Source organism: Micromonospora sp. NBC_00858 (assembly GCF_045207365.1).
Taxonomy (GTDB): Bacteria; Actinomycetota; Actinomycetes; order Mycobacteriales; family Micromonosporaceae; genus Micromonospora.
Genome location: NZ_CP108828.1, coordinates 7,700,285 through 7,723,728 on the forward strand (window position 1 = coordinate 7,700,285; position 23,444 = coordinate 7,723,728).

General features: G+C 72.3%; 21 protein-coding genes. 13 read left to right on the forward strand and 8 right to left on the reverse strand.

What is annotated here, in order from left to right:
• Nucleotides 1-30: 30 nt before the first annotated feature.
• Entirely contained in the window at nucleotides 31-1,263 is a 1,233-nt protein-coding gene (gene cobA, locus OG990_RS35875) for a uroporphyrinogen-III C-methyltransferase (RefSeq protein WP_406078513.1), read from the forward strand.
• A gap of 47 nt (nucleotides 1,264-1,310) precedes the next feature.
• Here the strand turns inward: cobA and otsB are convergent, their stop codons facing one another.
• Nucleotides 1,311-3,872, reverse strand: coding sequence for a trehalose-phosphatase (gene otsB / locus OG990_RS35880; RefSeq protein WP_328426037.1), 2,562 nt, complete (start codon nucleotides 3,870-3,872; stop codon nucleotides 1,311-1,313).
• 41 nt (nucleotides 3,873-3,913) lie between these two features.
• Nucleotides 3,914-5,314, reverse strand: a complete 1,401-nt coding sequence (locus OG990_RS35885) for a trehalose-6-phosphate synthase (RefSeq protein ID WP_328419557.1) — start codon at nucleotides 5,312-5,314, stop codon at nucleotides 3,914-3,916.
• A 317-nt stretch (nucleotides 5,315-5,631) separates the two neighbouring features.
• Between OG990_RS35885 and ettA the strand changes: the two genes are divergently transcribed.
• The 4 genes from ettA to OG990_RS35905 all read left to right on the forward strand — a co-directional run bounded on the left by ettA (nucleotide 5,632) and on the right by OG990_RS35905 (nucleotide 9,214).
• The gene (gene ettA / locus OG990_RS35890) at nucleotides 5,632-7,308 is read left to right on the forward strand and encodes an energy-dependent translational throttle protein EttA (protein WP_328419555.1); all 1,677 of its coding nucleotides are present in this window, start codon (nucleotides 5,632-5,634) and stop codon (nucleotides 7,306-7,308) included.
• A gap of 13 nt (nucleotides 7,309-7,321) precedes the next feature.
• Nucleotides 7,322-7,768 (forward strand): thioesterase family protein, encoded by a 447-nt coding sequence (locus tag OG990_RS35895; RefSeq protein WP_328419553.1) that lies wholly within the window; start codon nucleotides 7,322-7,324, stop codon nucleotides 7,766-7,768.
• A 10-nt stretch (nucleotides 7,769-7,778) separates the two neighbouring features.
• Nucleotides 7,779-8,498, forward strand: a complete 720-nt coding sequence (locus tag OG990_RS35900) for a hypothetical protein (protein WP_355610109.1) — start codon at nucleotides 7,779-7,781, stop codon at nucleotides 8,496-8,498.
• Between the two features lie 131 nt (nucleotides 8,499-8,629).
• Complete coding sequence (locus OG990_RS35905; protein WP_109817147.1) at nucleotides 8,630-9,214, forward strand: YbjN domain-containing protein; 585 nt, start codon at nucleotides 8,630-8,632, stop codon at nucleotides 9,212-9,214.
• A 43-nt stretch (nucleotides 9,215-9,257) separates the two neighbouring features.
• Here the strand turns inward: OG990_RS35905 and OG990_RS35910 are convergent, their stop codons facing one another.
• The 3 genes from OG990_RS35910 to OG990_RS35920 form a co-directional block, all read right to left on the reverse strand.
• On the reverse strand, nucleotides 9,258-9,674 hold the full coding sequence (locus tag OG990_RS35910) for a globin (RefSeq protein WP_328419547.1): 417 nt from the start codon (nucleotides 9,672-9,674) through the stop codon (nucleotides 9,258-9,260).
• A gap of 119 nt (nucleotides 9,675-9,793) precedes the next feature.
• The gene (locus OG990_RS35915) at nucleotides 9,794-11,167 is read right to left on the reverse strand and encodes an MFS transporter (RefSeq protein ID WP_355610107.1); all 1,374 of its coding nucleotides are present in this window, start codon (nucleotides 11,165-11,167) and stop codon (nucleotides 9,794-9,796) included.
• A gap of 236 nt (nucleotides 11,168-11,403) precedes the next feature.
• A complete protein-coding gene (locus tag OG990_RS35920; RefSeq protein WP_406078515.1) occupies nucleotides 11,404-12,570 on the reverse strand; it encodes a mechanosensitive ion channel family protein in 1,167 nt (388 codons plus the stop codon).
• A gap of 159 nt (nucleotides 12,571-12,729) precedes the next feature.
• Here OG990_RS35920 and OG990_RS35925 point away from each other — a divergent pair, with 159 nt between their 5' ends.
• Nucleotides 12,730-13,266 carry an HNH endonuclease gene (locus tag OG990_RS35925; protein ID WP_074313833.1) on the forward strand — a complete coding sequence of 179 codons (537 nt, stop codon included), beginning with the start codon at nucleotides 12,730-12,732 and terminating at the stop codon, nucleotides 13,264-13,266.
• Between the two features lie 23 nt (nucleotides 13,267-13,289).
• Here OG990_RS35925 and OG990_RS35930 read toward each other — a convergent pair whose 3' ends face one another.
• From OG990_RS35930 to OG990_RS35940, 3 genes are all read right to left on the reverse strand, one after another.
• Nucleotides 13,290-14,126: a class F sortase gene (locus tag OG990_RS35930; protein WP_406078516.1), complete on the reverse strand. Its 837-nt coding sequence runs from the start codon at nucleotides 14,124-14,126 to the stop codon at nucleotides 13,290-13,292.
• A 12-nt stretch (nucleotides 14,127-14,138) separates the two neighbouring features.
• Nucleotides 14,139-14,660, reverse strand: a complete 522-nt coding sequence (locus tag OG990_RS35935) for a hypothetical protein (protein ID WP_328419541.1) — start codon at nucleotides 14,658-14,660, stop codon at nucleotides 14,139-14,141.
• Nucleotides 14,661-14,764: 104 nt separating this feature from the next.
• Nucleotides 14,765-15,229, reverse strand: a complete 465-nt coding sequence (locus OG990_RS35940) for an Lrp/AsnC family transcriptional regulator (RefSeq protein WP_355610069.1) — start codon at nucleotides 15,227-15,229, stop codon at nucleotides 14,765-14,767.
• A gap of 146 nt (nucleotides 15,230-15,375) precedes the next feature.
• Between OG990_RS35940 and OG990_RS35945 the strand changes: the two genes are divergently transcribed.
• The 7 genes from OG990_RS35945 to dmpG all read left to right on the forward strand — a co-directional run bounded on the left by OG990_RS35945 (nucleotide 15,376) and on the right by dmpG (nucleotide 23,344).
• Nucleotides 15,376-16,278, forward strand: coding sequence for a tryptophan 2,3-dioxygenase (locus OG990_RS35945; protein WP_406081983.1), 903 nt, complete (start codon nucleotides 15,376-15,378; stop codon nucleotides 16,276-16,278).
• Nucleotides 16,279-16,298: 20 nt separating this feature from the next.
• The gene (kynU, locus tag OG990_RS35950; protein ID WP_328419537.1) at nucleotides 16,299-17,609 is read left to right on the forward strand and encodes a kynureninase; all 1,311 of its coding nucleotides are present in this window, start codon (nucleotides 16,299-16,301) and stop codon (nucleotides 17,607-17,609) included.
• Entirely contained in the window at nucleotides 17,606-18,943 is a 1,338-nt protein-coding gene (locus OG990_RS35955; RefSeq protein ID WP_328419535.1) for an NAD(P)/FAD-dependent oxidoreductase, read from the forward strand. The genes kynU and OG990_RS35955 overlap by 4 nt, the downstream gene beginning before the upstream one ends.
• Nucleotides 18,944-18,966: 23 nt before the next feature.
• Nucleotides 18,967-20,448 (forward strand): 2-hydroxymuconic semialdehyde dehydrogenase, encoded by a 1,482-nt coding sequence (locus tag OG990_RS35960; RefSeq protein ID WP_406081985.1) that lies wholly within the window; start codon nucleotides 18,967-18,969, stop codon nucleotides 20,446-20,448.
• A gap of 22 nt (nucleotides 20,449-20,470) precedes the next feature.
• Nucleotides 20,471-21,268 carry a fumarylacetoacetate hydrolase family protein gene (locus OG990_RS35965; protein WP_328419533.1) on the forward strand — a complete coding sequence of 266 codons (798 nt, stop codon included), beginning with the start codon at nucleotides 20,471-20,473 and terminating at the stop codon, nucleotides 21,266-21,268.
• A 76-nt stretch (nucleotides 21,269-21,344) separates the two neighbouring features.
• Nucleotides 21,345-22,274: an acetaldehyde dehydrogenase (acetylating) gene (locus OG990_RS35970; RefSeq protein WP_406078517.1), complete on the forward strand. Its 930-nt coding sequence runs from the start codon at nucleotides 21,345-21,347 to the stop codon at nucleotides 22,272-22,274.
• Nucleotides 22,271-23,344 carry a 4-hydroxy-2-oxovalerate aldolase gene (gene dmpG, locus OG990_RS35975; RefSeq protein WP_355610061.1) on the forward strand — a complete coding sequence of 358 codons (1,074 nt, stop codon included), beginning with the start codon at nucleotides 22,271-22,273 and terminating at the stop codon, nucleotides 23,342-23,344. Before OG990_RS35970 ends, dmpG begins: the two co-directional genes overlap by 4 nt.
• Nucleotides 23,345-23,444 lie beyond the last annotated feature (100 nt).

A 23,444-nucleotide genomic window follows, 5' to 3' on the forward strand; every position in this document is an offset into this window, starting at 1 on the left:
AGCCATCCGGCGCGACAGCGCGGCCGCGACGTGAGCACCAACCCGTACCCTCTCGGCCTGCGGCTGGACGGGCGGCGGGTGGTCGTGGTGGGCGGTGGTGCGGTCGCCACCCGACGGGTGCCGGCGTTGCTGGACGCCGGTGCGGACGTGCTGCTGGTGGCACCGGAGCTGACCCCGGCGCTGCGTGCGCGGGCGGACGCGGGCCGGCTGCGCTGGCTGCCGCGCCGGTTCGCGCCCGACGACCTGGACGGGGCGTGGCTGGTCCAGGTGGCGATCGACGACCCGATCGCGGCGGAGTCGGTGAGCGTCGCCGCCGCCGAGCGGCGGATCTTCTGCGTCCGGGCCGACGACCGCACCGCCGCCACGGCCTGGACCCCAGCGGTGACCCGGCACGGGCCGGTCACCGTCGCGGTGCTCGGCGGCGGCGACCCGCGCCGCGCGATGACCGTCCGCGACGCCATCCGCGACCTCCTCGGTGCGAGCAAGGGCGCCCTGTCGACGCCTGCGGTGGAGCAGGGGTCTCTTGCTGCGGCAGTCGGCGGGCGGGTGGCTCTGGTCGGGGCGGGGCCGGGTGACCCGGAGCTGATCACCGTGCGGGGCTGGCGGCTGCTCACCGAGGCGGACGTGGTGGTCGCCGACCGGCTGGTGCCCGGGCTGCTCCTGGACGAGCTGCGCCCCGACGTGGAGCTGGTGGACGCCTCGAAGATCCCGTACGGCCCGTCCCGCGCCCAGGAGGAGATCAACCGGATCCTGGTGGACCGGGCACTGGCCGGCGCGCTGGTGGTCCGGCTCAAGGGCGGTGACCCGTACGTCTTCGGCCGGGGCGGCGAGGAACTGCTGGCCTGCACGGCGGCCGGTGTTCCGGTGACCGTGGTCCCCGGGGTCACCAGCTCGATCGCCGCCCCGGCCGCGGCCGGCATCCCGGTCACCCACCGGGCGGTGGCGCACGAGTTCACCGTGGTCTCCGGGCACCTAGCGCCCGACTCGCCGGCCTCGCTGGTGCGCTGGGAGGCGCTCGCCGGGCTACGCGGCACCCTGGTGATCCTGATGGGGCTGAAGAACCTCGGCGCCATCACGGCGACCCTGATCGCGCACGGCCGGTCGCCGCAGACACCGGCCGCCGTCGTCCAGGAAGCCACCACGGGCGCCCAGCGGGCGCTGCGGTCCACCCTCGGCGCGGTGGCCGCCGACGTGCTGGCGGCCGATCTGCGCCCGCCCGCGGTCGTCGTGGTGGGCGACGTGGTGCACGCGCTGGACGCCTGACGGCAGCGGGCCGGAGACGACGTCTCCGGCCCGCTGCGGGTGTCAGATCACTGCTTGAGCATGTTGTCCAGCAGCAGGGCACAGCGGATCAGACCGAGGTGGCTGTACGCCTGCGGGTGGTTGCCCAGCCCGCGCTCGGCGAGCGGGTCGTACTGCTCGGGGAGCAGGCCGGTCGGGCCGGCGGTGAGCACCATCTGCGCGAACAGCTCCTCGGCGTCGGTGCGGCGGCCGGTGCGCAGGTACGCCTCGATCAGCCACGCCGTGCAGATGTGGAAGCCGCCCTCGCGGCCGGGCAGGCCGTCGTCCCAGTGGTAGCGGTAGACGACCGGGCCGCTGCGCAGGTCCGCCTCGATCCGGAGCACGGTGGACAGGAAGCGCGGGTCATCGCCCGGAAGCAGGCCCGAGAGCCCGATCCAGAGCGACGAGGCGTCCATGTCCTCGTCGCCGTACGCGACGCTGTACGCCTCGACCTCCTCGTGCCAGCCGTGCTCCAGCACGTTGGCGCCGATCCGGTCGCGCAGCTCCACCCACTGGGGGCGGTCCTCGCCGCCGTGCTGGCGCATCACGTGCAGGGCCCGGTCGACGGTCATCCAGCACATCACCTTGGAGAAGATGTGGTGCCGGGGTGGCAGCCGGGCCTCCCAGATGCCGTGGTCGGGCTCGTGCCAACGGCGGCGAACCGCCTCGACCATGTTGTCCAGTACCCGCCACTCGTCGTCGCGGACCGAGCCGCGGGCGTCGGCGACGGCCGCGATCAGGTCGGCGATCGGGCCGAAGACGTCCAGCTGGAGCTGGTGGTTGGCGAGGTTGCCGACCCGGACGGGCCGGGAGCCGGCGTACCCGGGCAGGGTGTCGATGACCGCCTCGGCGCCCAGCTCGTAGCCGTCGATGGTGTAGAGCGGGTGCAGCCGCTCCGGGTGCCCGCCGGTGCGCTCGATGCAGCCGTCCACCCAGCGCAGAAAGCCCTCGGCCTCTTCGAGGGAACCCAGGTCGACCAGCGCGCGGGCGGTCAGTGCGGCGTCGCGGAGCCAGCAGTAGCGGTAGTCCCAGTTGCGGACGCCGCCCAGTTCCTCCGGGAGCGAGGTGGTGGCCGCGGCCAGGATCGAGCCGGTGGCCTCGTGGCAGAGCCCGCGCAGGGTGAGCGCGCTGCGGGTGACCAGGTCGCGGGAGGTGGACGGCAGCTTCAGCGAGGCGACCCAGTCCTTCCACGGCTGCTCGGCCGCGGCCTGCCGGTCGTGGATCGGCACCCGGTGGTGCTCCAGGCTGTGCGTGCCGAAGCGCAGCTCCAGCAGGACCTGCCCGCCGGCGGCGGAGAGGTCGACGACCGCCTTGGCGGTCTGGTAGCCGCCGTCGTTGCTGACTTGCCACTCCACACCGGGGGAGTAGAGCGCGACCGGCTCGTTGGAGCCGAGCACCAGCAGGCCGTCGCCGAGCGGCTGCATCTGCACGGCGACCTGACCGAACTCGGGTCGTGGCGCGAACTCCAGCCGGGCCCGGCCGCTGCCGGTGAGCACCCGGATCAGGGTCGAGTCGCCGGTGACCACCGCCGGGCCGTCCGGGGTGGTCTCCCGGGCCGGCTTGTCCAGCCAGTCGGTGACGGTGAGGCCGGACCACCGGGTCTCCACGGTCATCGTGCCGGAGCGGTAGCGCTGGCCCAGCGGGATGCCCCCGCGTTCCGGTGCGACGCTGAAGTGACCGGCCGGGCTGCCGCCAACCAGGTCGGCGAAGATCGCCGCCGAATCCGGCTTGGGGTGGCAGAGCCAGCTGACCTTGGCCTCGGGGGTGAGCAGCGCGACGGTGCGGCCGTTGGACAGCATCGAGTGCCGCTCGATCGGCACCGCCCGCTCACCGAAGAGCCAGTGCCGCCGGGTCTCCAGTAGCAGCCCGAGTGCGCGGGCCGCCTCGAGCGGATCGGCCACCCGGTAGTCGGCCTGGGTGTCCCCTGGGCCGATCTTGATGCCGAGGTCCGGCCCGTGCAGGTTGCCGAACGCGTTCTCGTCGGTCACGTCGTCGCCGATGAAGAGCACGGCGCTGGCCGAAAGCTGGGTCCGCAGCTGGTCGACCGCAGTGCCCTTGTGGGTGGCCACCACGGAGAGTTCGAAAACCTCCTTGCCCTGGGTGACCGTGACGCCGTCCCAGGTGGCCGGGCCGTTGCGGACCGCCTCGATGGCCGCGGCGGCGATCTGCGGGTCTACCCCACGGGTGTGCACCGCGACGCTGGCCGGCTTGCGTTCCAAGCGGATGCCGGGGTGTTCGGCGGCGATCTCGCGCAGCGCGTCCCGCACCCGGGTGCGCACCGCGACCAGCTCGGGGGAGAGCCGCTCGACGAAGCCGATGTCGAACTCGGAGCCGTGGCTGCCGACGAGGTGCACCTCGCTGGGCAGTCGGGAGAGCGCGGCCAGGTCGCGCAGCGCCCGGCCGGAGACCACCGCCACGGTGGTCTGCGGCAGCGCGGCGAGCGCGCGGACCGCGGCCACCGACTCGGGCAGCGGTACGGCCGTGCTCGGGTCCTCCACGATCGGCGCCAGTGTGCCGTCGTAGTCGCAGGCGATCAGGAGCTGGGGGACCCGGGCGATCCGGCCGATGGCGGAGCGCAGCTCGGGGTCCATCACCCCGGTGGCGATCGCCGCTCCGTCGTTGACGGACGTGTTCACGCGGCCTCCGCCTCGGAGACTCCAAGCTCGGAGAGGAAAGACTTGGCCCAGTGCCCCACGTCGTGGGTGCGCAGGTGACGTTGCATTGTCCGCATCCGGCGGCGCGCCTCGGTTTTCTCCACGTGCACGGCCCGGAGCAGGGCGTCCTTGACCGCGTCCGGGTCGTGCGGGTTACACAAAAAGGCCTGGCGCAGCTCGGTGGCGGCGCCGGCGAATTCACTGAGCACGAGCGCGCCACCCTGGTCGGCGCGCGATGCGACGTACTCCTTGGCCACCAGATTCATTCCGTCTCGCAGCGGGGTCACCATCATCACGTCGGCAGCGACGTACATCGCGGCCAGTTCACTGCGACTGTACGACTGATGCAGGTAGTGCACCGCAGGCACGCCGACCCTGCCGAATTCCCCATTAATCCGACCAACTTCGCGCTCCACCTTGACCCGAAGTGCCTGGTAGTGCTCGACGCGCTCCCGGCTTGGCGTGGCCACCTGCACCATAACCGCGTCCGGAACTGTCAACTTTCCGTCAGCCAGTAGCTCGCGGAAGGCCTTGAGGCGCAATTCGATGCCCTTGGTGTAATCCAGCCGGTCCACGCCCAGGATTATCGTCTTCGGATCGCCCAGTTCGGCGCGGATCTGCTTCGCCCGGGCCTGGATCGCCGGGTCGGCGGCCATCCGCTCCATCTCCTGGGTGTCGATCGAGATGGGGAAGGCGCCCGCCTTCACCTGCCGCCCGTCGACCTGGATCATCTGCCCCTCGTAGCGCAGCCCGAGCAGGTGCCGGGCCAGCCGGACGAAGTTCTGCGCGGCCAGCCGCTGCTGGAAGCCGACCAGGTCGGCGCCGAGCAGGCCGCGCAGGATCTCGGTACGGAACGGCATCTGCATGAACAGCTCGATCGGCGGGAACGGGATGTGCAGGAAGAAGCCGATCCGCAGGTCCGGCCGCAGCTCCCGGAGCATCGCCGGGACCAACTGGAGCTGGTAGTCCTGCACCCAGACCGTCGCGCCCTCGGCCGCCACGTCCGCGGCGGCCTCGGCGAACCGCGCGTTGACCAGGCGGTACGCCTCCCGCCAGCGACGCTTGTAGGCCGGTGTCTCCACCGCGTCGTGATAGAGCGGCCAGATCGTCGCGTTGGACTGGCCCTCGTAGTACCGCTCCAGCTCCTCGGCGCTCAGCGGCACCGGGTGCAGTCGGATCCCCTCAAGGTCGAACGGCTCCGGGGCGGCGCCGGTCCCGCCGGCCCAGCCGACCCAGGTCCCCTGGTGTTCGGCGAGCACGGGATGCAGCGCGGTGACCAGCCCGCCGGGGCTGCGTCGCCACTGCCGCCCTTCGGGGGTGCTCACCTCGTCGACCGGCAGGCGGTTCGCCACTACGACAAAGGAGCTACGGACGGTCACGATCGGCCACCTCCGGGTACTGACGGGTCCACCGCGATGAGCGTACTGAGCGTAGCTGCGGCGTCTGGTGCCCCGTGCCTGAGTTCCCTACCCGCCCCGCAGGGGCTGAATCTGGATGGTGATCTTGTCAACAACATGGGTCCTCCGACGGCACGACGTACTCCTGGGGCGGGGTGATGTGGGCGAAGCGGGCCGAACCTGTCAGGATTGACGATGGCGTGCGCGCGGCCGGCCCCCGGCCGGTGCCGCGGGCGGAGGTCGCAGCCCGCGCCGCGCCGCCCATCATGCGACAGCAACCGACGGAGGTAGCCCGCACCGTGGCCCAGTACATCTACGTCCTGGAAAAGGCGCGCAAGGCGCACGGCGACAAGGTCGTGCTCGACAATGTGACGCTGAGCTTCCTGCCGGGGGCCAAGATCGGTGTGGTCGGCCCGAACGGCGCCGGTAAGTCCAGCCTCCTCAAGATCATGGCAGGGCTGGACAGGCCGAGCAACGGCGAGGCCCGGCTGATGCCCGGCTACACCGTCGGCATGCTCGCCCAGGAGCCCCCGCTCAACGACGCCAAGACCGTGCTCGGCAACGTCGAGGAGGCGGTCGCCGAGACCAAGGCCAAGCTGGAGCGGTTCAACAAGATCGCCGAGCAGATGGCCACCGACTACTCCGACGAGCTGATGGAGGAGATGGGCAAGCTCCAGGAGGAGCTGGACCACGCCGACGCGTGGGACATCGACTCCAAGCTCGAACTGGCCATGGACGCGCTGCGCTGCCCGCCGCCGGACGCCGACGTGACCCAGCTCTCCGGTGGTGAGCGCCGCCGGGTCGCGCTCTGCAAGCTGCTGCTGGAGGCGCCCGACCTTCTGTTGCTCGACGAGCCGACGAACCACCTCGACGCGGAGAGCGTCTCCTGGCTGGAGCAGCACCTGGCCAAGTACGCCGGCACCGTCATGGCGATCACGCACGACCGGTACTTCCTGGACAAGGTGGCCGGCTGGATCCTGGAGCTGGACCGCGGCCGGGCGATCGGCTACGAGGGCAACTACTCCACCTACCTGGAGAAGAAGGCCGCCCGGCTGGCCGTCGAGGGCCGCCGCGACGCCAAGATGAAGAAGCGCCTCACCGAGGAGCTGGAGTGGGTCCGCTCCAACGCCAAGGCCCGGCAGACCAAGTCCAAGGCCCGCCTGGACCGGTACGACGAGATGGCCACCGAGGCGGAGAAGACCCGCAAGCTGGACTTCGAGGAGATCCAGATCCCGCCGGGCCCGCGCCTGGGCAGCACGGTGATCGAGGCGCAGAGCCTGAGCAAGGGCTTCGGCGACCGGCTGTTGATCGACAACCTGTCGTTCTCGCTGCCGCGTAACGGCATCGTCGGCATCATCGGGCCCAACGGCGTCGGCAAGACCACGCTGTTCAAGACCATCGTCGGGCTGGAGCAGCCGACCGACGGCTCGGTCCGGGTCGGCGAAACCGTCTCCCTGTCGTACGTCGACCAGAACCGCCAGGGCCTCGACGGCGACAAGACCGTCTGGGAGGTCGTCTCCGACGGTCTGGACTACCTGATGGTGGGCAAGGTCGAGATGCCGTCCCGGGCGTACATCGCCGCGTTCGGCTTCAAGGGGCCGGACCAGCAGAAGCCGACCAAGGTGCTCTCCGGCGGCGAGCGCAACCGGCTCAACCTGGCGCTGACGCTGAAGATCGGCGGCAACGTCATCCTGCTCGACGAGCCGACCAACGACCTGGACGTGGAGACCCTCTCCAGCCTGGAGAACGCGCTGCTGGAGTTCCCCGGCTGCGCCGTGGTCATCTCGCACGACCGGATGTTCCTGGACCGGGTGTCCACGCACATCCTGGCGTGGGAGGGCGACGACCAGGACCCGGCCAAGTGGTTCTGGTTCGAGGGCAACTTCGAGGCGTACGAGAAGAACAAGATCGACCGCCTCGGCGCGGAGGCCGCCCGGCCACACCGGGTGACCTACCGCAAGCTGACCCGCGACTGACCGGGCCGACAAGGTGTCTGACCGGTTCGTCTACCACTGCACACTGCGCTGGTCCGACCTGGACGCGTACGGCCACGTCAACAACTCGCGCTTCCTCACCCTGTACGAGGAGGCGCGGGTGGCGTTGATGTTCGCTGGCGGCCGGGCCTGGGGGGTCGGCTCGTTCGCCGACGGGGTGGTGATCCGCCGGCACGAGGTGGACTACCTGCGCCCGGTCGACTACGCGCTGGGCCGGGCCACCGCAGAGGCCGCGCCCACCGTCCGGATCGAGCTGTGGGTGGAGGAGATCCGGGCCTCCCGGTTCACCGTCGCCTACGAGTTGTACGACGGCGAGGTGCTGGCCAGCCGGGCCCGCTCGGTGCTGGTGCCGTTCGACCTGACCCGCCAGGTGCCCCGGCGGATCACCGCAGAGGAGCGGGATTTCCTGCTCACCTACGCTCCGCAGGGCGGCGCGGCGTGACTCGGCCGGGGTGGACGGGGTGACGGCGACGGCGGCCGGACACGGCGTCACCGGGGTGGCCGACGCGGGTGCCTTCCTGGCCCGGCTGGTCCGGCTGGATCCGGGCGCGCCGGTCCGGCTGCGGCCGGCCGGCGCCGCCGGTCGGGTCGCCCTCTGGGCACGGCTGCCGTGGCAGGTGCTGGTGGTCCGGACGGTCGCGGGCGGCCCGGCCGACGGCACCCCCGAGGACGTCACGGTGGCCGCCGCGGAGTTGCTGGCGGAGCTGGAGCGCGGCGGCGCGGCATTGCCGGCGCGTCGGGACGCGCAGTGGCGGTGGCCGCTGCCGCCGGCCCGCAGCCGGCCGGTGGAGGCGCTGCCCGCCGCCGAGCTGCGGCGGATCGCGGACGCGGCGGCGGGCACCCTGCGTACGGCGAGCGAGCACGGCGTGGCCGGCCGCGCGGTGGGTCAGCGGATGCTGCGCGACGCGCTGCTCGACCACGTGGCCGTGCTGGTCAGTCCGGACGGTCCGCCCGGCCCGCCGGTGGAGGTGCCGCAGCGACTGGTTCAGGGGCTGGTCCGGATGGGCTTCCTCGGGCCGGTTGACGGCCCGGCCGGTGCCCCTGCCGAGGCTGCCGTCCAGGTGCGGGTGGCCGGCCGTTGGGTTGGCCTGGTGGGACCATACGGAGCGGCCTGGTTGCAGAAGGCCACCGATCTCGCCGTGACGCCCCTGGCTACTCGTCCGAACGGATGACCCCTACTCATTCTTCTAGTCTGGGGCGGTCGTTGGGGGGGTGCTTCAACTCGGCTGTCCGGGTACCGTCCATCCTCGGATCCAACGCACCGTAGGCGACTGGATCCGCTGGGGAGTGAGGTGCGCGAGCGATGCCGTGGTGGTCATGGCGCCCCGGTCCCGCCGACGGCGGCGATCCGGAAACCCGAAGCGGGATCACAGTGGAGAGCGCGGTCCGGGTCGGACCGCCCAACCCTCGCCAGCCGGGGGACGACTGCCCGTCCAACGAGCGGCCCGTGCTGACCGAGATGCCGGCCACCATCGAGCCGGTGAGCCTGCGCCGGGTCTGTGACGCACTCGACCTGCTCGACGTGCGATATTTGGCCGACGGTGACGGCAACCTGCTGGCCATGTGGGAGCGGCACGCCGTGCTGGTCACCCTGGAGGGGCCGGAGGACGAGATCCTGGTGATGCGGGCACGTCCGCACGCCACAGTGCCGCCGGACTGGGCCGACCGTGCGTACCGGGTGGTCAACGAGTGGAACCACACCCGTCGGTTCTGCAAGGCGTACATCGGCGACCCGACCGAGCGCGGGCAGCTACCGATCTACGCCGAGCTTCAGGTGCCGCTCGGCGCCGGCACCCACGACGCGCTGCTGGTCGAGATGCTCGACTGCGGCGCCGCAGTGGCCACCAGCTTCGTGGACTGGCTGCACGACGAGGGCGCGCTGCTCTGACCCTGCCGCGACCCGGGTGCCCGGGCCGGGCCGTCAGGCGCGGTCAGGCCGGGTCCTCCGTGGCGTTGATCATGAAGTGCGCCGCCCGCTCCAGGTAGTCCCAGAGTGTGCTGGCGACCTCCGGCTCCAGGTCGAGCCGGTCCACGGCGCGGCGCATGTGCCGCAGCCAGGCGTCCCGCTCGGCCACGCCGATCCGGAACGGGGCGTGCCGCATCCGCAGCCGCGGGTGCCCCCGCTGGGCGGAGTACGTGTTCGGCCCGCCCCAGTACTGCATCAGGAACAGCGTCATCCGGTCCGCCGCCGGGGCCAGGTCGTCCGGGTACATCGGCCGCAGCAGGGGATCGGTGGCGACGCCGGCGTAGAACTCGTCCACCAGCTTGCGGAAGGTGGGCTCGCCGCCGACCGCCTCGAAGAGGGTCGTCGACGCACCAGGACGGTCGGAGTCACCTGCGGGAGTCACCGTTCCATCCTGCCAGGCGTGCTCAGTGCCGGCCCGACCCGGACGCCGTGCGTCGGGTCACGCCGGGCCCGCGTTCGTGTCAGGGCCGTTCGTGTCAGGGCCGCTCGTGTCGGATCAGCTCAGCTGACCGCGTGCCGACGGCGGTCGTCACCGGCTCGCGGCTCGGGGGGCCCTGCCGGGGTGCCGCCGGGCGTCGGGTTGGCCGGCGACCCGGCGTTGGCCGCGGAGGCCGTCGCGATGGCGCCGTCCACCGTCTGCTGGTCCGGCCAGCGCAGCGACGCCACCACCATCAGCACCACGCCGGCCGCGCTCCACACGCCGACCACCAGCGGAATGGAGAACCGCTCGGCGAGCAGGCCGGTGACGAGCACCGCCATGCCCTGGATGACCTGCACGCCGGTGGCCATCACACCGAAGGCGCGGGCCCGGAACTCGCCGGGCAGCGCCTGGACGAACAGCCCGTTGGCCATCGGCAGCATGCCGGCGACCGCGAACCCGCAGAGAGCCGCGAGCAGCGCCACCACGATCGGCGGTGGGTCGAACAGTGCCGGCACCAGCGCCAGCGGGGCGAACACCGCCAGCGGTCGCATCAGGGCCAACCGACGGGCCGGGCCGAACAGTCGGCTCACCAGCAGCCCGCCGAGGATGAACCCGAGCGGGTTGGCCATCATGATCACCGCCTGAGCCAGGCCGGCGTCCAGGTCGCCGTTGTCGTCCCGGTTGGCCCAGCCGGCGGCCAACCCCTCGGGGACGATCGAGAAGAGCATCGCGCTGAACACCAACACCGCGATGGCCCGCAGCACCGGGGTGCCGAAGACGATCTGGAACCCCTGGCCGGTCTCCCGGAGCAGGTGGCTGCGCTGCGCGGTGGTCATCATCGGGGCCCGGTCGCGGACGCCGAGACGGACCAGCAGCGCCGAGACGGCGAAGGTGACCGCGTTGATCAGCAGCGCGAGGGCCGGGTCGATCGCGGCCACGGCGGCGCCGAGCAGGTAGCCGACGACCTGGGCGGCCTGCCCCACGCTGCTGTTCAGCGACAACCCGACCACCAGCCGGTCCCCGGCCAGGATCTGCGGCATCAGCGCGGATTTCGCCGCCTGGCTCGGCGGGTTGGCCAGCGTGGCGGCGAAGATGAGCACCAGGACGGCTTGGACAGGCAGGTCCGGGAGGGCGATGAGCAGCATCAGCGCCGTCCGGATCACGTCACACGCCACCATCACCCGTCGGTACGGGTACCGCTCGGCCAGTGCGGCGAGCACGGGGCCGCCGAGCAGCCAGGGCAGGTAGCTGACGGCGAACGCGGCGGCGGAGAGTGCGACGGACTTGGTCTGCTGGTAGACGAGCAGGGTGACCGCGGCCTTCGCGACATAGTCGCCGACCCAGGAGAGCGCGCCGGCCGCGAAGACGGCCCGGAACTCGCGTTGGGCGAACACCTCGCGGAATGTCGCCGGGCCTTCCGCGGAAGGTCGCTCGTCGGGCACCGTCGCCTCCATCGGCTCCCGGGACGGCCGCTCGTGACAGCCGGGGCCGGAAACACTCGTCAGATCTACGGATCAGCGAGGATGTGGATCACGCTCCGGCGGGAACGCGTGCTCCGGATTCTGCCCGATCGTCTGACAACTAGCTAGGGCGAACGGTTCGTTCGTCGCATCCCCGACTGAACGAACGGACGATACCTGAGGGGCCGGGCGGCTCGCGACCCCTCGATGGCCGGACAGCGTCGTCCGGGTCAGGTCGGGCCGCCCTGACCTGTCTCGCCGTCGGCCAGCGGCCGGATCGGGACGCCGGGATAGCTGCGGGAGGCGGCGATCTGGGCGGTGATCCCCGAGTTCTCCAGTGCCTCCGCCAGCCGCCGGCGCAACTCCCGGCCCACCGCGAACTGCCCGTCGGCAGTCGTCTTGACCACCGTCCGGATCACCGCCCCCTCCACCGTCATCTGCTCGACGCCCAGCACCTCCGGCGCCTCCACGATCTCCGGCGACAGCTCCGGGTCCACCGCCATCGAGGCTGCCGCGGTCCGCAGCACGGCCGTGGCCTCCTCGGTGCCGCTGAAGCCGATCGGCAGGTCCACCACGACCAGTGCCCAGCCCTGGCTCTTGTTGCCCACCCGGACGACCTCGCCGTTGCGGATGTACCAGAGCACGCCCCGCCCGTCGCGCACGGTGGTGACACGTAGCCCGACCGACTCCACCACACCGGTCGCCTCGCCGAGGTCGACGTTGTCGCCCACGCCGTACTGGTCCTCGATCAGCATGAACAGACCGGCTATCAGGTCCTTGACCAGGCTCTGCGCGCCGAAGCCCAGCGCGACGCCGGCGATCCCGGCGCTGGCGAGCAGCGGGGCCAGGTCGAAACTGAACTCGCGCAGGATCATCAGCAGCGCGATGCCGAAGACGAACGCGGTGGTGAGGCTGCGCAGCACCGAGCCGATCGCCTCGGCCCGTTGCCGACGTCGCTCCGGCACGAACTCCGTCGGGTCGACCGCAGCGGTGGGCACCCGCTCGCGCAGCGGCCGCAGCATCGTCGGCACCGCACCGTTGGTGGTGGTCCGGACCAGCCGGTTGATCGTCCGGTGCACCGCCCAGCGGGCGATCATCGCCACCGCCACGATCACCAGCACCCGCAGTGGCTTGAGCAGGATCCAGTAGCTGCCCTCGGCGAACCAGGCCGACTTGGTCAGGTCGTACAGCCATTCGCAGGAGGTGCTGCCCTGACAGTCCGGCGGGGCGGCGGTGGACAGGGCAAGCGGTATCAGGCTGGCGGCACTCACCCTGTCTTCGTACCGCAACGAGCCGGCGAGCCCGTCGCCGACCCACCGGCCGGGTGACCTGCCGCCGAGGGCGGGGTCGGACCGGGGCGAACCGGCCATCGTGACAGGTGCGGGAAAGAGCTTCATGTCGGACCCCGGATTAGTACGTGCAATCCGGGGTCCGATCAGGGACTATTGGCGCAACGGACGTCGGTGAGCGGACCGGCGTCGACCGTGTGGGCCGTCGTGCCCGGCCCCGGTCGGCGGCGGTACCGCAGCAGCCGCTGAACCGGGAGGGTGAGCGCGATGCCTGACATACGACCCACGGTGGGCTCCGGCGCGCTGGTCCTCAACGCCACCTACGAGCCGCTGTGTGTCGTGTCGGTGCGCCGAGCCGCCATCCTCGTCCTCTCCGCAAAGGCTGTCTGCGTCGCCGACGGTGACGGCATCCTGCACAGCGCCCGGGACGCCCTCCCGGTGCCGTCGGTGGTCCGGTTGACCCGCTTCGTCCGGGTGCCCTACCGCACCCACGTCGGGCTGTCCCGGCGGGCGATCTTCGCCCGGGACGGGTGGCGGTGCGCCTACTGCCGAGGCCCGGCCGAGACCATCGACCACGTCTTTCCGCGCAGCCGGGGTGGCCGGCACGCCTGGGAGAACGTGGTCGCCGCGTGCGCCCGGTGCAACCACACCAAGGGTGACAAGACCCCGGCCGAGCTGGGCTGGCGGCTGCACGCGCTGCCGGCCGCACCGAAGGGCACCGCCTGGCGGGTGCTCGGGCACCGCGCCCCCGATCCGCGCTGGGCCGACTGGCTCGACCTGCGTGAGCCCGAAGCGGCCGCCTGATCCTGGTCCCGCAGACCCCGACCTCACGCAGAACGAGCCTTCACCAGCGACGCGAAGACCACCACGTTGTCCGCGTAGCCGGTCTCGCCCCCGACCCATCGGCCGCCGCAGGTGATCAGCCGCAGGCTCGGGCGGCTGAAGTCGCCGTACACCTCGTCCACCGGCAGTTGCGCCTTGTCGAACCGCTCCACCGAGTCCACCTCGAAGACCGCCACGCTCCGGTCGGAGCGGGTGACCTCGATCTGATCGCCGGAACTCAGGTCCCGCAGCTTGTGGAAGACGGCCGGTCCGCTGGTGGTGTCCACGTGTCCGACGATCACCGCCGGGCCGTACTGCCCGGGCGTGGGTCCCTGGTCGTACCAGCCGGCCTCCTGGGCGCGGGCCGCGTCCGGCACGGCGATGGTGCCGTCCGGTGCGATGCCCACGCCGTGCACCGGAGCCTGCAGGTCCAGCGTGTGGATGGCGAGACCCACCGGGCGGCTGGCCGGCAGCACCGGGAACTTCTTCGGCGGAGGCCGCAGGCCGGCGGTGATCCGGTCCGGCAACAGGCTGACCCCGGTCACCTGCTCGATGCCGAGCATCGCCACGATCAACACCATCAGCGCGGCGACGGCCAGTACCGGCACTCCCGGGTTGGTAGTGAACCGACGTCGGAGCAGCGGCGAGCCGGCCGGGCGGCTCGGCGGCAACGGGCGGGCGGCCGGATCGGTGGTGGCGACGCTGGCCGACACGGCCTGCCCGGCGACCCTGCGCAGCCGGCCGGAGGCCCGGGCGACCAGCCGGCCGGAGGCGCGCAGCGCCGCCCCGGACCGGGCCCGGGCACCGCGGTCCGGCCGCGCACGCGCGGAGGATCGGGTCATGGCGTGTCCTGCTCAGGAGCCCGCCCCGGTACGCCGCCGGCCGCCGGCCATGCCGAGCGCGACGGCGGTGGCCACCAGCGCCACGCCGCCGAGCACCAGCAGCGATCCGGTGCCCCGGCCGCCAGCGGTGCCGCCGCCCCCGGTCGCCGGCCCCTTGCTGGGCGAGGCCATGTTCAGCACGGTCAGAGTGGTCGTGGCCGTCTGACCGTTGTCGCAGCGCAGGTCGACCGGGTACTCGCCGGGCTGCTTGTCGCCCGGGATGGTGACCGACCCGGTCAGGAAACCCCTGTCCGGTCTGAGCATCAGTTGCCCGAACGCGTCGGACTGCACGGTGGCCTGGCGATTGTTGTCGTTGTCGCAGCTCGCCCGGACCTGGACCCGGCCTCCGGCCTGGACGCTGCTGGGCGTCACCTCGACGAAGGTGTTCTCACCGGCACTCGCCGGTGAGACCGACAACAGGACGAATGCCCCGACCAGCCCCATCAGTGTCAGGGCGGCCGAGAGTGCGCGGTTGATCGTGCGAAGACCCTGCATGATTTCCCCCTACCGGCGACAACCGCCGGAACCCTCCCCTGGGCACACGCGCTGTTTTCCCGCTGGCCGGGGGGCAAACCCGCAGGCGGGCAGGGTGGGGTCGGTCAGCGGCGGCGGGGCGTGGTGCCGCCGGAGGGGAGCGGCGTGATCGGCTGCCAGCCCAGCGGGGAGGACAGGACCATCGTGCTCGACGGCTGGCCGTACGGGGCGAGCCGGTCGATGACCGCCTCGAACTCGCCGATCGAGCCGGCCGCCACCTTGAGCATGCTGCACGCGTCCCCGGTGATCCGGTGGATCTCCAGGATCTCCGGCCAGCCGGCCACCGCCGGGTCGTGCAGGATGCACCGCGCGCCGTAGCAGGACATCCGGATGAGCGCGACCACGGTGCGGCCGGCCCGGGTCAGGTCGACCTGGGCGTGGTAGCCGGTGATCACCCCGGCCTCCTCGAGCCGACGGACCCGCTCGGCCACGGCGGGTGGCGAGAGGTGGACCCGCCGGGACAACTCGCTGAAGGACAGGCGGGCGTCAGCCTGCAACTCGCGCAGCAGCGCCCAGTCCATGTCGTCCACGCTCAGACCTTACTTTCGTGAACCGGATTCGCCCAGATGCCTTTGGCTTGCCGGCTGAGCGCGGGAAGCGCCGTTGATCCGGCATTCCGCAGGCCATCCGACCGCGAGATCATGACGTCGACCAGTCCGGGGGAGGGAGACGAATGGTGGATCAGACGGAGCGGCGGGCGCCGAACCGCGCCGCCACGGTGCGACCGGTGACCCCACGGCAGCGGGCCGCCCGCGCCGCACGCAACGGCGGCGAGCCGACGTTGGAGTTCGCCGAGCTGGTGCCCTACGACGCGTACGTGCAGGCCAGCGCCCTGCACCAGTTGCAGCATCCGCTCAGCAGCGACCCGGGCGAGATGTCCTTCCTGATGGTCAGCCAGATCATGGAGCTGTACTTCGGGCTGACCTGCCACGAGCTGCGGGAGACCCAGCGGCTGCTGCGCGACGACCGGGTCTGGGACGCGCTGGCCCCGCTGCGCCGCGCCGCGCTGCACCTGGAGGGCCTCAATGCCGCCTGGCAGGGCCTGCGCTGGATGACCCCGGCCGACTTCAACCGGTTCCGCAACCTGCTCGGCGAGGGCTCCGGCTTCCAGTCGGCGATGTACCGGCACCTGGAATTCCTGCTCGGGCTGCGCGACCCGGCGCTGATCCGGCCGTTCCGCCGGCAGGCCGAGGTGCACGCCGCGCTGACCGCGGCGCTGGCCGCCCCGAGCCTCTGGGACGACGTGCTCGCGCTGCTCGCCCGGCGCGGCTTCGACCTCCCCGCCGACCTGCTGAACCGGGACGTGGCGGTCGAGCACGACCCGCAGCCGTCGGTCGAGGCGGCCTGGGTACGGATCTACGCCGACACCGGGCCGGACAACCACCTGCGGCTGCTCGGCGAGGCGCTGAGCGGGGTCGCCGAGGAGTTCGGCGACTGGCGGTGGAACCACGTCAAGGCGGTGCAGCGGACAATGGGCGCCAAGGTAGGCAGCGGCGGTTCCGCCGGACTGGCGTGGTTGCAGCGCAGCATGGCCCGGGTGGTCTTCCCGGAGCTGTGGTCGGCCCGCACCGCGATGTGACCGGAGAGCGAGACACCCCTGTGCACACCCCTGAAACCGAGCCTCTGGGCCTCGCCGCTGGCGAAGCGCAGGCCCGCCGCCTCGACGAGGCCGATCCGGGCCACCGGCACCTGTTCCACGTCCCGCCGGCGGACGGCGGCAGCCACCCCGAGTCGGCGTACCTCGCCGGCAACTCGCTCGGCCTGCAACCCCGGGCCACCCGCGACGAACTCCTCGCGGACCTGGACTCCTGGCAGCGGCTCGGCGTCGAGGGGCACCTGGAGGCGGAGCGCGCCTGGCTGCCGTACCACGAGTTGTTGACGGCGCCGGCCGCCCGACTGGTCGGCGCCCGGCCCGCGGAGACCGTCGTGATGAACTCCCTCACGGTCAACCTGCACCTGCTGATGGTCAGCTTCTACCGCCCGGCCGGCGCCCGCACCCGCATCGTCATCGAGGATTCCGCGTTCCCCTCGGACAGCTACGCGGTGCGCAGCCAGGCCCGGTTCCATGGCCTGGACCCGGACGACACCGTGGTCCGGTTGCGTCCGCGTCCCGGCGAGGATGCCCTGCGCACCGAGGACGTGACCGGCTATCTGGCCGCCGAGGGCGACCGGGTGGCGTTGGTGCTGCTCGGCGGGGTCAACTACCTCACCGGCGAGTTGCTCGACATCCCGGCGATCACCGCCGCCGGCCGGGCGGCCGGTGCCGTGGTCGGCTGGGACCTGGCGCACGCGGTCGGCAACGTGCCGCTGGCCCTGCACGACTGGGACGTCGACTTCGCCGCCTGGTGCTCCTACAAGTACCTGAACTCCGGGCCGGGCGCGCTGGCCGGCGTCTTCGTGCACGAGCGGCATCTCGGCGACCCCGACCTGCCCCGCTTCGAGGGCTGGTGGAGCACCGCGGCGGCCACCCGGTTCGAGATGACGCCGGTGTCCCGGCCACCGGCCACAGTGGAGGCCTGGCAGATCTCCAACCCGCCGATCTTCGCGATGGGCCCGGTGCGTACCTCGCTGGAGCTGTTCGACGCGGTCGGCATGCCGGCGCTGCGCGCGCGCAGCCTGCGGCTCACCGGCTGGCTGGAGCGGCTGCTCGACGAGGTCACCGCCGATCGCCCGCTGCGCGTGGTCACCCCGCGCGACCCGGCCCGGCGGGGCTGTCAGCTCTCGGTGCGGATCGGCGCCGGCAACGCCGCCGAGCTGACCAAGCGGCTGCGGCACGAACACGGCGTGATCGCCGACGCCCGCGAACCGGACGTCGTCCGGTTCGCCCCGGTGCCGCTCTACTCCACGTACCACGACTGTTGGCGAGCCGCCGCCGCGCTCGCCGCGACGGTAGGGCAGGTGTCCCGATGACCGCCCGGCGTGACGAGATCGCGATCATCGGTGCCGGGTTGGCCGGCTGCCTGGCCGCCTGCTTCCTGGCCAGGCGCGGTTACCCGGTGGCCCTCTACGAGCGCCGGCCCGACCCGCGCGCCGGCACGGCCGAGCGGGGCCGCTCGATCAACCTGGCGCTCTCCGAGCGCGGCCTGGACGCCCTGCGCCGGATCGGCCTGGCCGAGCAGGTGATGGCCGACGCGCTGCCGATGCGCGGCCGGATGATCCACCCGGTGGACGGGGAGCCGCAGTTCCAGTCGTACAGCGCGGCCGGCGACCGGGCGATCAACTCGATCAGCCGGGGCGCACTGAACAACGCCCTCCTGGACGCGGCAGCCGCGCTGCCCGGGGTACGGATCGTCTTCGACCACCGGCTGGTCGGGCTCGACCCGACCGACGGCGGCCTGAGCTTCGACACCCCGCAGGGTCCGGTCAGTGCCAAGGCGTCGGTGGTGCTGGGCGCCGACGGCGCCGGTTCCGCCGTGCGTGGCCAGTTGCTGGCACACGGGCTGCTGCGCGAGAGCGTGGACTTCCTCGACTACGGCTACAAGGAGCTGACGATCCCGCCGCTGGGCGGGGACTTCGCGCTGGACCCGGACGCGCTGCACATCTGGCCGCGCGGCACCTCGATGATGATCGCGCTGCCGAACCCGGACCGCTCCTTCACCTGCACGCTGTTCTGGCCCAACCAGGGTGCCGGGAGCTTCGCCTCGCTGGACAGCCCGGCGGCCATCGAGCGGCACTTCGTCCAGCACTACCCGGACGTGGTCCCGCTGGCGGCGAACCTGGTGGACGACTACCAGCACAACCCGGTGGGCGTGCTCGGCACGGTCCGCTGCACCCCCTGGCAGGTCAACGGGACTGTCGGCCTGCTCGGCGACGCGGCGCACGCCATCGTGCCCTTCTACGGCCAGGGCGCCAACTGTGCCTTCGAGGACGTGGTGGAGCTGGACCGCTGTCTGGACGAGTGCGCCGACGACTGGTTGGCGGCGTTGCCGCTGTTCCAGCGGCGGCGGCAGGAGAACGCCGAGGCCATCGCGAGGATGGCGCTGACCAACTTCGTGGAGATGCGGGACAAGGTCGCCTCCCCGGTCTTCCAGCTCGGCCGCCGGGTGGAGCACGCGCTGGAACGGGCCCTGCCCGGCCGGTACGTTTCCCAGTACGAGTTGGTGTCCTTCTCCACCACCCCGTACGCCGAGGTTCGCCGCCGGGTCCGCCGACAGCACCGGGTGCTCGGCGCGTTCGCCGGCGGCGCCGCGCTGCTGCTGGTCGGCGCGATCGGCGCCGCGCTCAGCCGAGGGAGGCGCGCATGACCGGCAACTGGGATCCGCGGCTGATGGCCGGCCGTGCGCCGGCCGGGCCGGGGCGGTTGCGCAACTTCATCGCCGGCGAGTTCGTCGACGGCGGGCCCACCTTCACCAAGGCCAGCCCGGTGACCGGCGAGCCGGTCTTCGAGGTGGTCGAGGCGTCGAAGTCCACGGTGGACGATGCGGTGGCCGCCGCCCGGGCAGCGCTGCGCGGGCCGTGGGGCCGGATGGGCGAACGGGAGCGCGCCGAGGTGCTGCGCCGAGTCGCCGACGAGTTGGAACGCCGCTTCGACGACCTGGTCACCGCCGAGGTCGCCGACACCGGCAAGTCCATCGCCCAGGCCCGCACGTTGGACATCCCGCGCGGCGCGGCGAACTTCCGGGCGTTCGCGGAGATCGTGGCCACCGCGCCCACCGAGTCGTTCACCACGGTCACCCCGACCGGCGGCCGGGCGCTCAACTACGCGGTCCGCAAGCCGGTCGGCGTGGTCGCGGTCATCGTGCCGTGGAACCTGCCGCTGCTGCTGCTCACCTGGAAGGTGGCCCCGGCGTTGGCGTGCGGCAACGCCGTGGTGGTCAAGCCCAGCGAGGAGACGCCCGCCTCGGCGACACTGCTCGCCGAGGTGATGGCCGCCGCCGGCGTACCGGCCGGGGTGTTCAACCTGGTGCACGGGTTCGGGCCCGATTCGGCCGGTGAGTTCCTCACCCGCCACCCCGGGGTGGACGCGATCACCTTCACCGGCGAGTCGGCCACCGGCGGCGCGATCATGCGGGCCGCCGCCGACGGGGTGAAGGCGGTGAGCTTCGAGTTGGGCGGCAAGAACGCCGGCCTGGTCTTCGCCGACGCCGACCTGGACGCCGCGGTGGCCGGCTCGGTGCGCTCCAGCTTCACCAACGGCGGGCAGGTGTGCCTCTGCACCGAACGCCTCTACGTGCAGCGCCCGGTCTTCGAGGAGTTCACCGCCCGGCTGGCGAAGCGGGCCGGCGAACTGGCGTACGGCTGGCCGGCCGACGAGGCCACGGCGACCATGCCGCTGATCTCCCACCAGCACCGGGCGAAGGTGCTCGGCGCCTACGAGCTGGCCCGCGCCGAGGGCGCCGAGGTGCTCGCCGGCGGCGGCACGCCCACTTTCGGTGACGCCCGCGACGGCGGGTCGTACGTGCAGCCGACGGTGCTGACCGGGCTCGGCCCGGACACCCGCACCAACCGCGAGGAGATCTTCGGCCCGGTGGTGCACGTCGCGCCGTTTGACACCGAGGACGAGGCGTACGCCCTGGCGAACGGCACCGAGTACGGTCTGGCGGCGACGGTGTGGACCCGGGACGTGGGCCGCGCGCATCGGGCCGGGGCACGGCTGGACGCCGGCATCGTCTGGGTCAACACCTGGTTCCTGCGTGACCTGCGCACCCCGTTCGGCGGGGTGAAGGCGTCCGGCATCGGCCGCGAGGGTGGCGTGCACTCACTGAACTTCTACTCCGAACTCACCAACGTGTGCGTGGACCTGTCGTGAGCCGCCGCAGCGAGGAGCGGGCATGAAAGCTGACATCGAGGCCGCCAACCGGGAGCTGGCCGAGGCCCGCAGCACCGGCAAGCCGTGCCCGCCACTGCGCGGCCGGCTGCTGCCGGAGGGGGACGTCGAGTCCGCGTACCGCGTGCAGCAGCACCAGGCGCGGGCCTGGCAGGGCCGCGGCGAGCGCCGGGTCGGTGCGAAGATCGGGCTGACCTCGCGGGCGGTGCAGGAGACCTTCGGGGTGTTCCAGCCGGACTTCGGCATGTTGACCGACGCGATGGCGGTCGGCGACGGGGTCGAGGTGCCCATCGACCGGCTGCTCCAGCCGCGGGTCGAGGCGGAGATCGCGTTCGTGCTCGCCAAGGCCCTGCCGGACCCGCAGCTCACCACGGTCGACCTGATCCGCGCTGTGGACCATGTGCTGCCCGCCATCGAGATCGTCGACTCGCGGATCGCGGCGTGGGACATCTCCATCGTGGACACCGTCGCCGACAACGCCTCCAGCGGGCTCTTCGTGCTCGGCACGTCGCCGCGCCGGCTCGCCGACGTCGACCTGCGGCTGTGCGGGATGGTGCTGGAGCACGCCGGGGAGCCGGTGTCGGTGGGCGCGGGCGCGGCCTGTCTGGGTAACCCGCTGCACGCCCTGCAATGGCTGGCCGAAACGCTGGCCCGCGCCGGTGACCCGCTGCGCGCCGGGGACGTGGTGCTCTCCGGGGCGCTCGGCCCGATGGTGCCGGTCACCCCGGGCGCCGCCTACGAGGCGCGGATCTCCGGCCTCGGCTCGGTGCGGACCTGCTTCTCGACGGAGGGATCCTCATGAGCGAGCGTCAGCGAGCGAATCATCGGCGCAGGGTCGTGGTGCCTCATGGCGGCACGGAGCGAAGCGGAGTGCCGGCATGAGCGTCGGGGTGGCGGTGCTCGGTTCCGGCAACATCGGCACCGACCTGATGATCAAGGTGTTGCGGCTCAGTAGCGAGCTGCGGATGGTGGCGATGGCCGGCATCGACCCGGCCTCCGACGGCCTGGCCCGGGCCCGCCGGCTCGGCGTGGCCACCACCGCCGACGGCGTGGACGGGCTGGTCGCGATGCCCGAGTTCGCCGACGTCGAACTGGTCTTCGACGCCACCTCGGCGGGTGCGCACCGGCGCCACGACGAGGTGCTGCGCGCGCACGGCCGCACCGTCGTCGACCTGACCCCGGCCGCGCTCGGCCCGTACGTGGTGCCGCCGGTCAACCTGGACGAGCACCTGCACGAGCCGAACGTGAACATGGTGACCTGTGGCGGGCAGGCGACCGTGCCGATCGTCGCCGCGGTGCGCCGGGTCACCCCGGTGGCGTACGGGGAGATCGTCGCGTCGATCGCGTCCCGCTCGGCCGGTCCGGGCACCCGGGCCAACATCGACGAGTTCACCGAGACCACGGCCCGGGCCATCGAGGTGGTGGGCGGCGCCGAACGGGGCAAGGCGATCATCGTGCTGAACCCGGCGGACCCACCGCTGCTGATGCGCGACACCGTCTACTGCCTCTGCCCGGACGCCGACGCCGACACCGCCGCCATCGCCGCCTCGGTCGCGGGCATGGTGGCGACGGTGCAGGAGTACGTCCCCGGCTACCGGCTCAAGCAGGACGTGCAGTTCGACCGGGTCGAGGCGTACCTGCCGACGCTCGGGCGGCAGCTCACGGCGTTGCAGGTGTCGGTCTTCCTGGAGGTCTCCGGTGCCGGGCACTACCTGCCGGCGTACGCCGGGAACCTGGACATCATGACCTCCGCCGCGCTGCGCACCGCGGAGCGGCTGGTCGCTCTGCGCGAGGTGATCGCCCGATGACGGATCTGTACATCCAGGACGTGACGTTGCGCGACGGCATGCACGCCATCGCCCACCGGTACACGGTCGAGCAGGTGCGCACCATCGCCGCCGCGCTGGACGCCGCCGGGGTGGCCGCGATCGAGGTGGCGCACGGCGACGGGCTGGCCGGTTCCAGCGTCAACTACGGCCACGGCGCGGCCAGCGACGCCGAGTGGATCTCCGCAGCCGCCGAGGTGCTGACCTCGGCGAAGCTGACCACCCTGCTGCTGCCGGGCATCGGCACCATCGCCGACCTGAGGGCGGCGAAGGCGCTCGGGGTGACCAGCGTCCGGATCGCCACCCACTGCACGGAGGCGGACATCTCCGCCCAGCACATCTCCTGGGCCCGGGAGAACGGCATGGACGTGGCCGGCTTCCTGATGATGTCGCACATGAACGACCCGGCCGGGCTCGCCGGGCAGGCCAAGCTGATGGAGTCGTACGGGGCGCACTGCGTCTACGTCACCGACTCCGGCGGCCGGCTGCTGATGTCGGACGTGGCGCAGCGGGTCGACGCGTACCGGCAGGTGCTGGCGCCGGAGACGCAGATCGGCATCCACGCCCACCACAACCTGTCGCTCGGCGTCGCCAACAGCGTGCTGGCCGTCGAGCACGGCCGGGTCACCGGGTCAGCCCCGGCCGGCCCGGACGCCCCGCACGGCCGGACCGTGCGGGTGGACGCCTCGCTGGCCGGGATGGGCGCCGGGGCCGGCAACGCGCCACTGGAGGTCTTCGTCGCGGTCGCCGAGCTGCACGGCTGGCGGCACGGCTGCGACGTGTTCGCGCTGATGGACGCCGCCGACGACCTGGTCCGCCCGTTGCAGGACCGGCCGGTCCAGGTGGATCGGGAGACGCTCTCCCTGGGGTACGCGGGGGTCTACTCAAGTTTCCTGCGGCACGCCGAGCGGGCCTCGGCGAAGTACGGCGTCGACGTCCGGTCGATCCTGGTCGAGCTGGGCCGGCGCCGGATGGTCGGCGGCCAGGAGGACATGATCGTGGACGTGGCGCTGGACCTGGCGGGTCAGCGCGAGCAGAAGGTGGCACCGTGAGCGTGAGGAGTGAGCCGGGTTTGCGAGCCCCGCAGTCGCGAATGGAGGTGGCACCGTGAGCGTGAGGAGTGAGCCGGGTTTGCGAGCCCCGCAGTCGCGA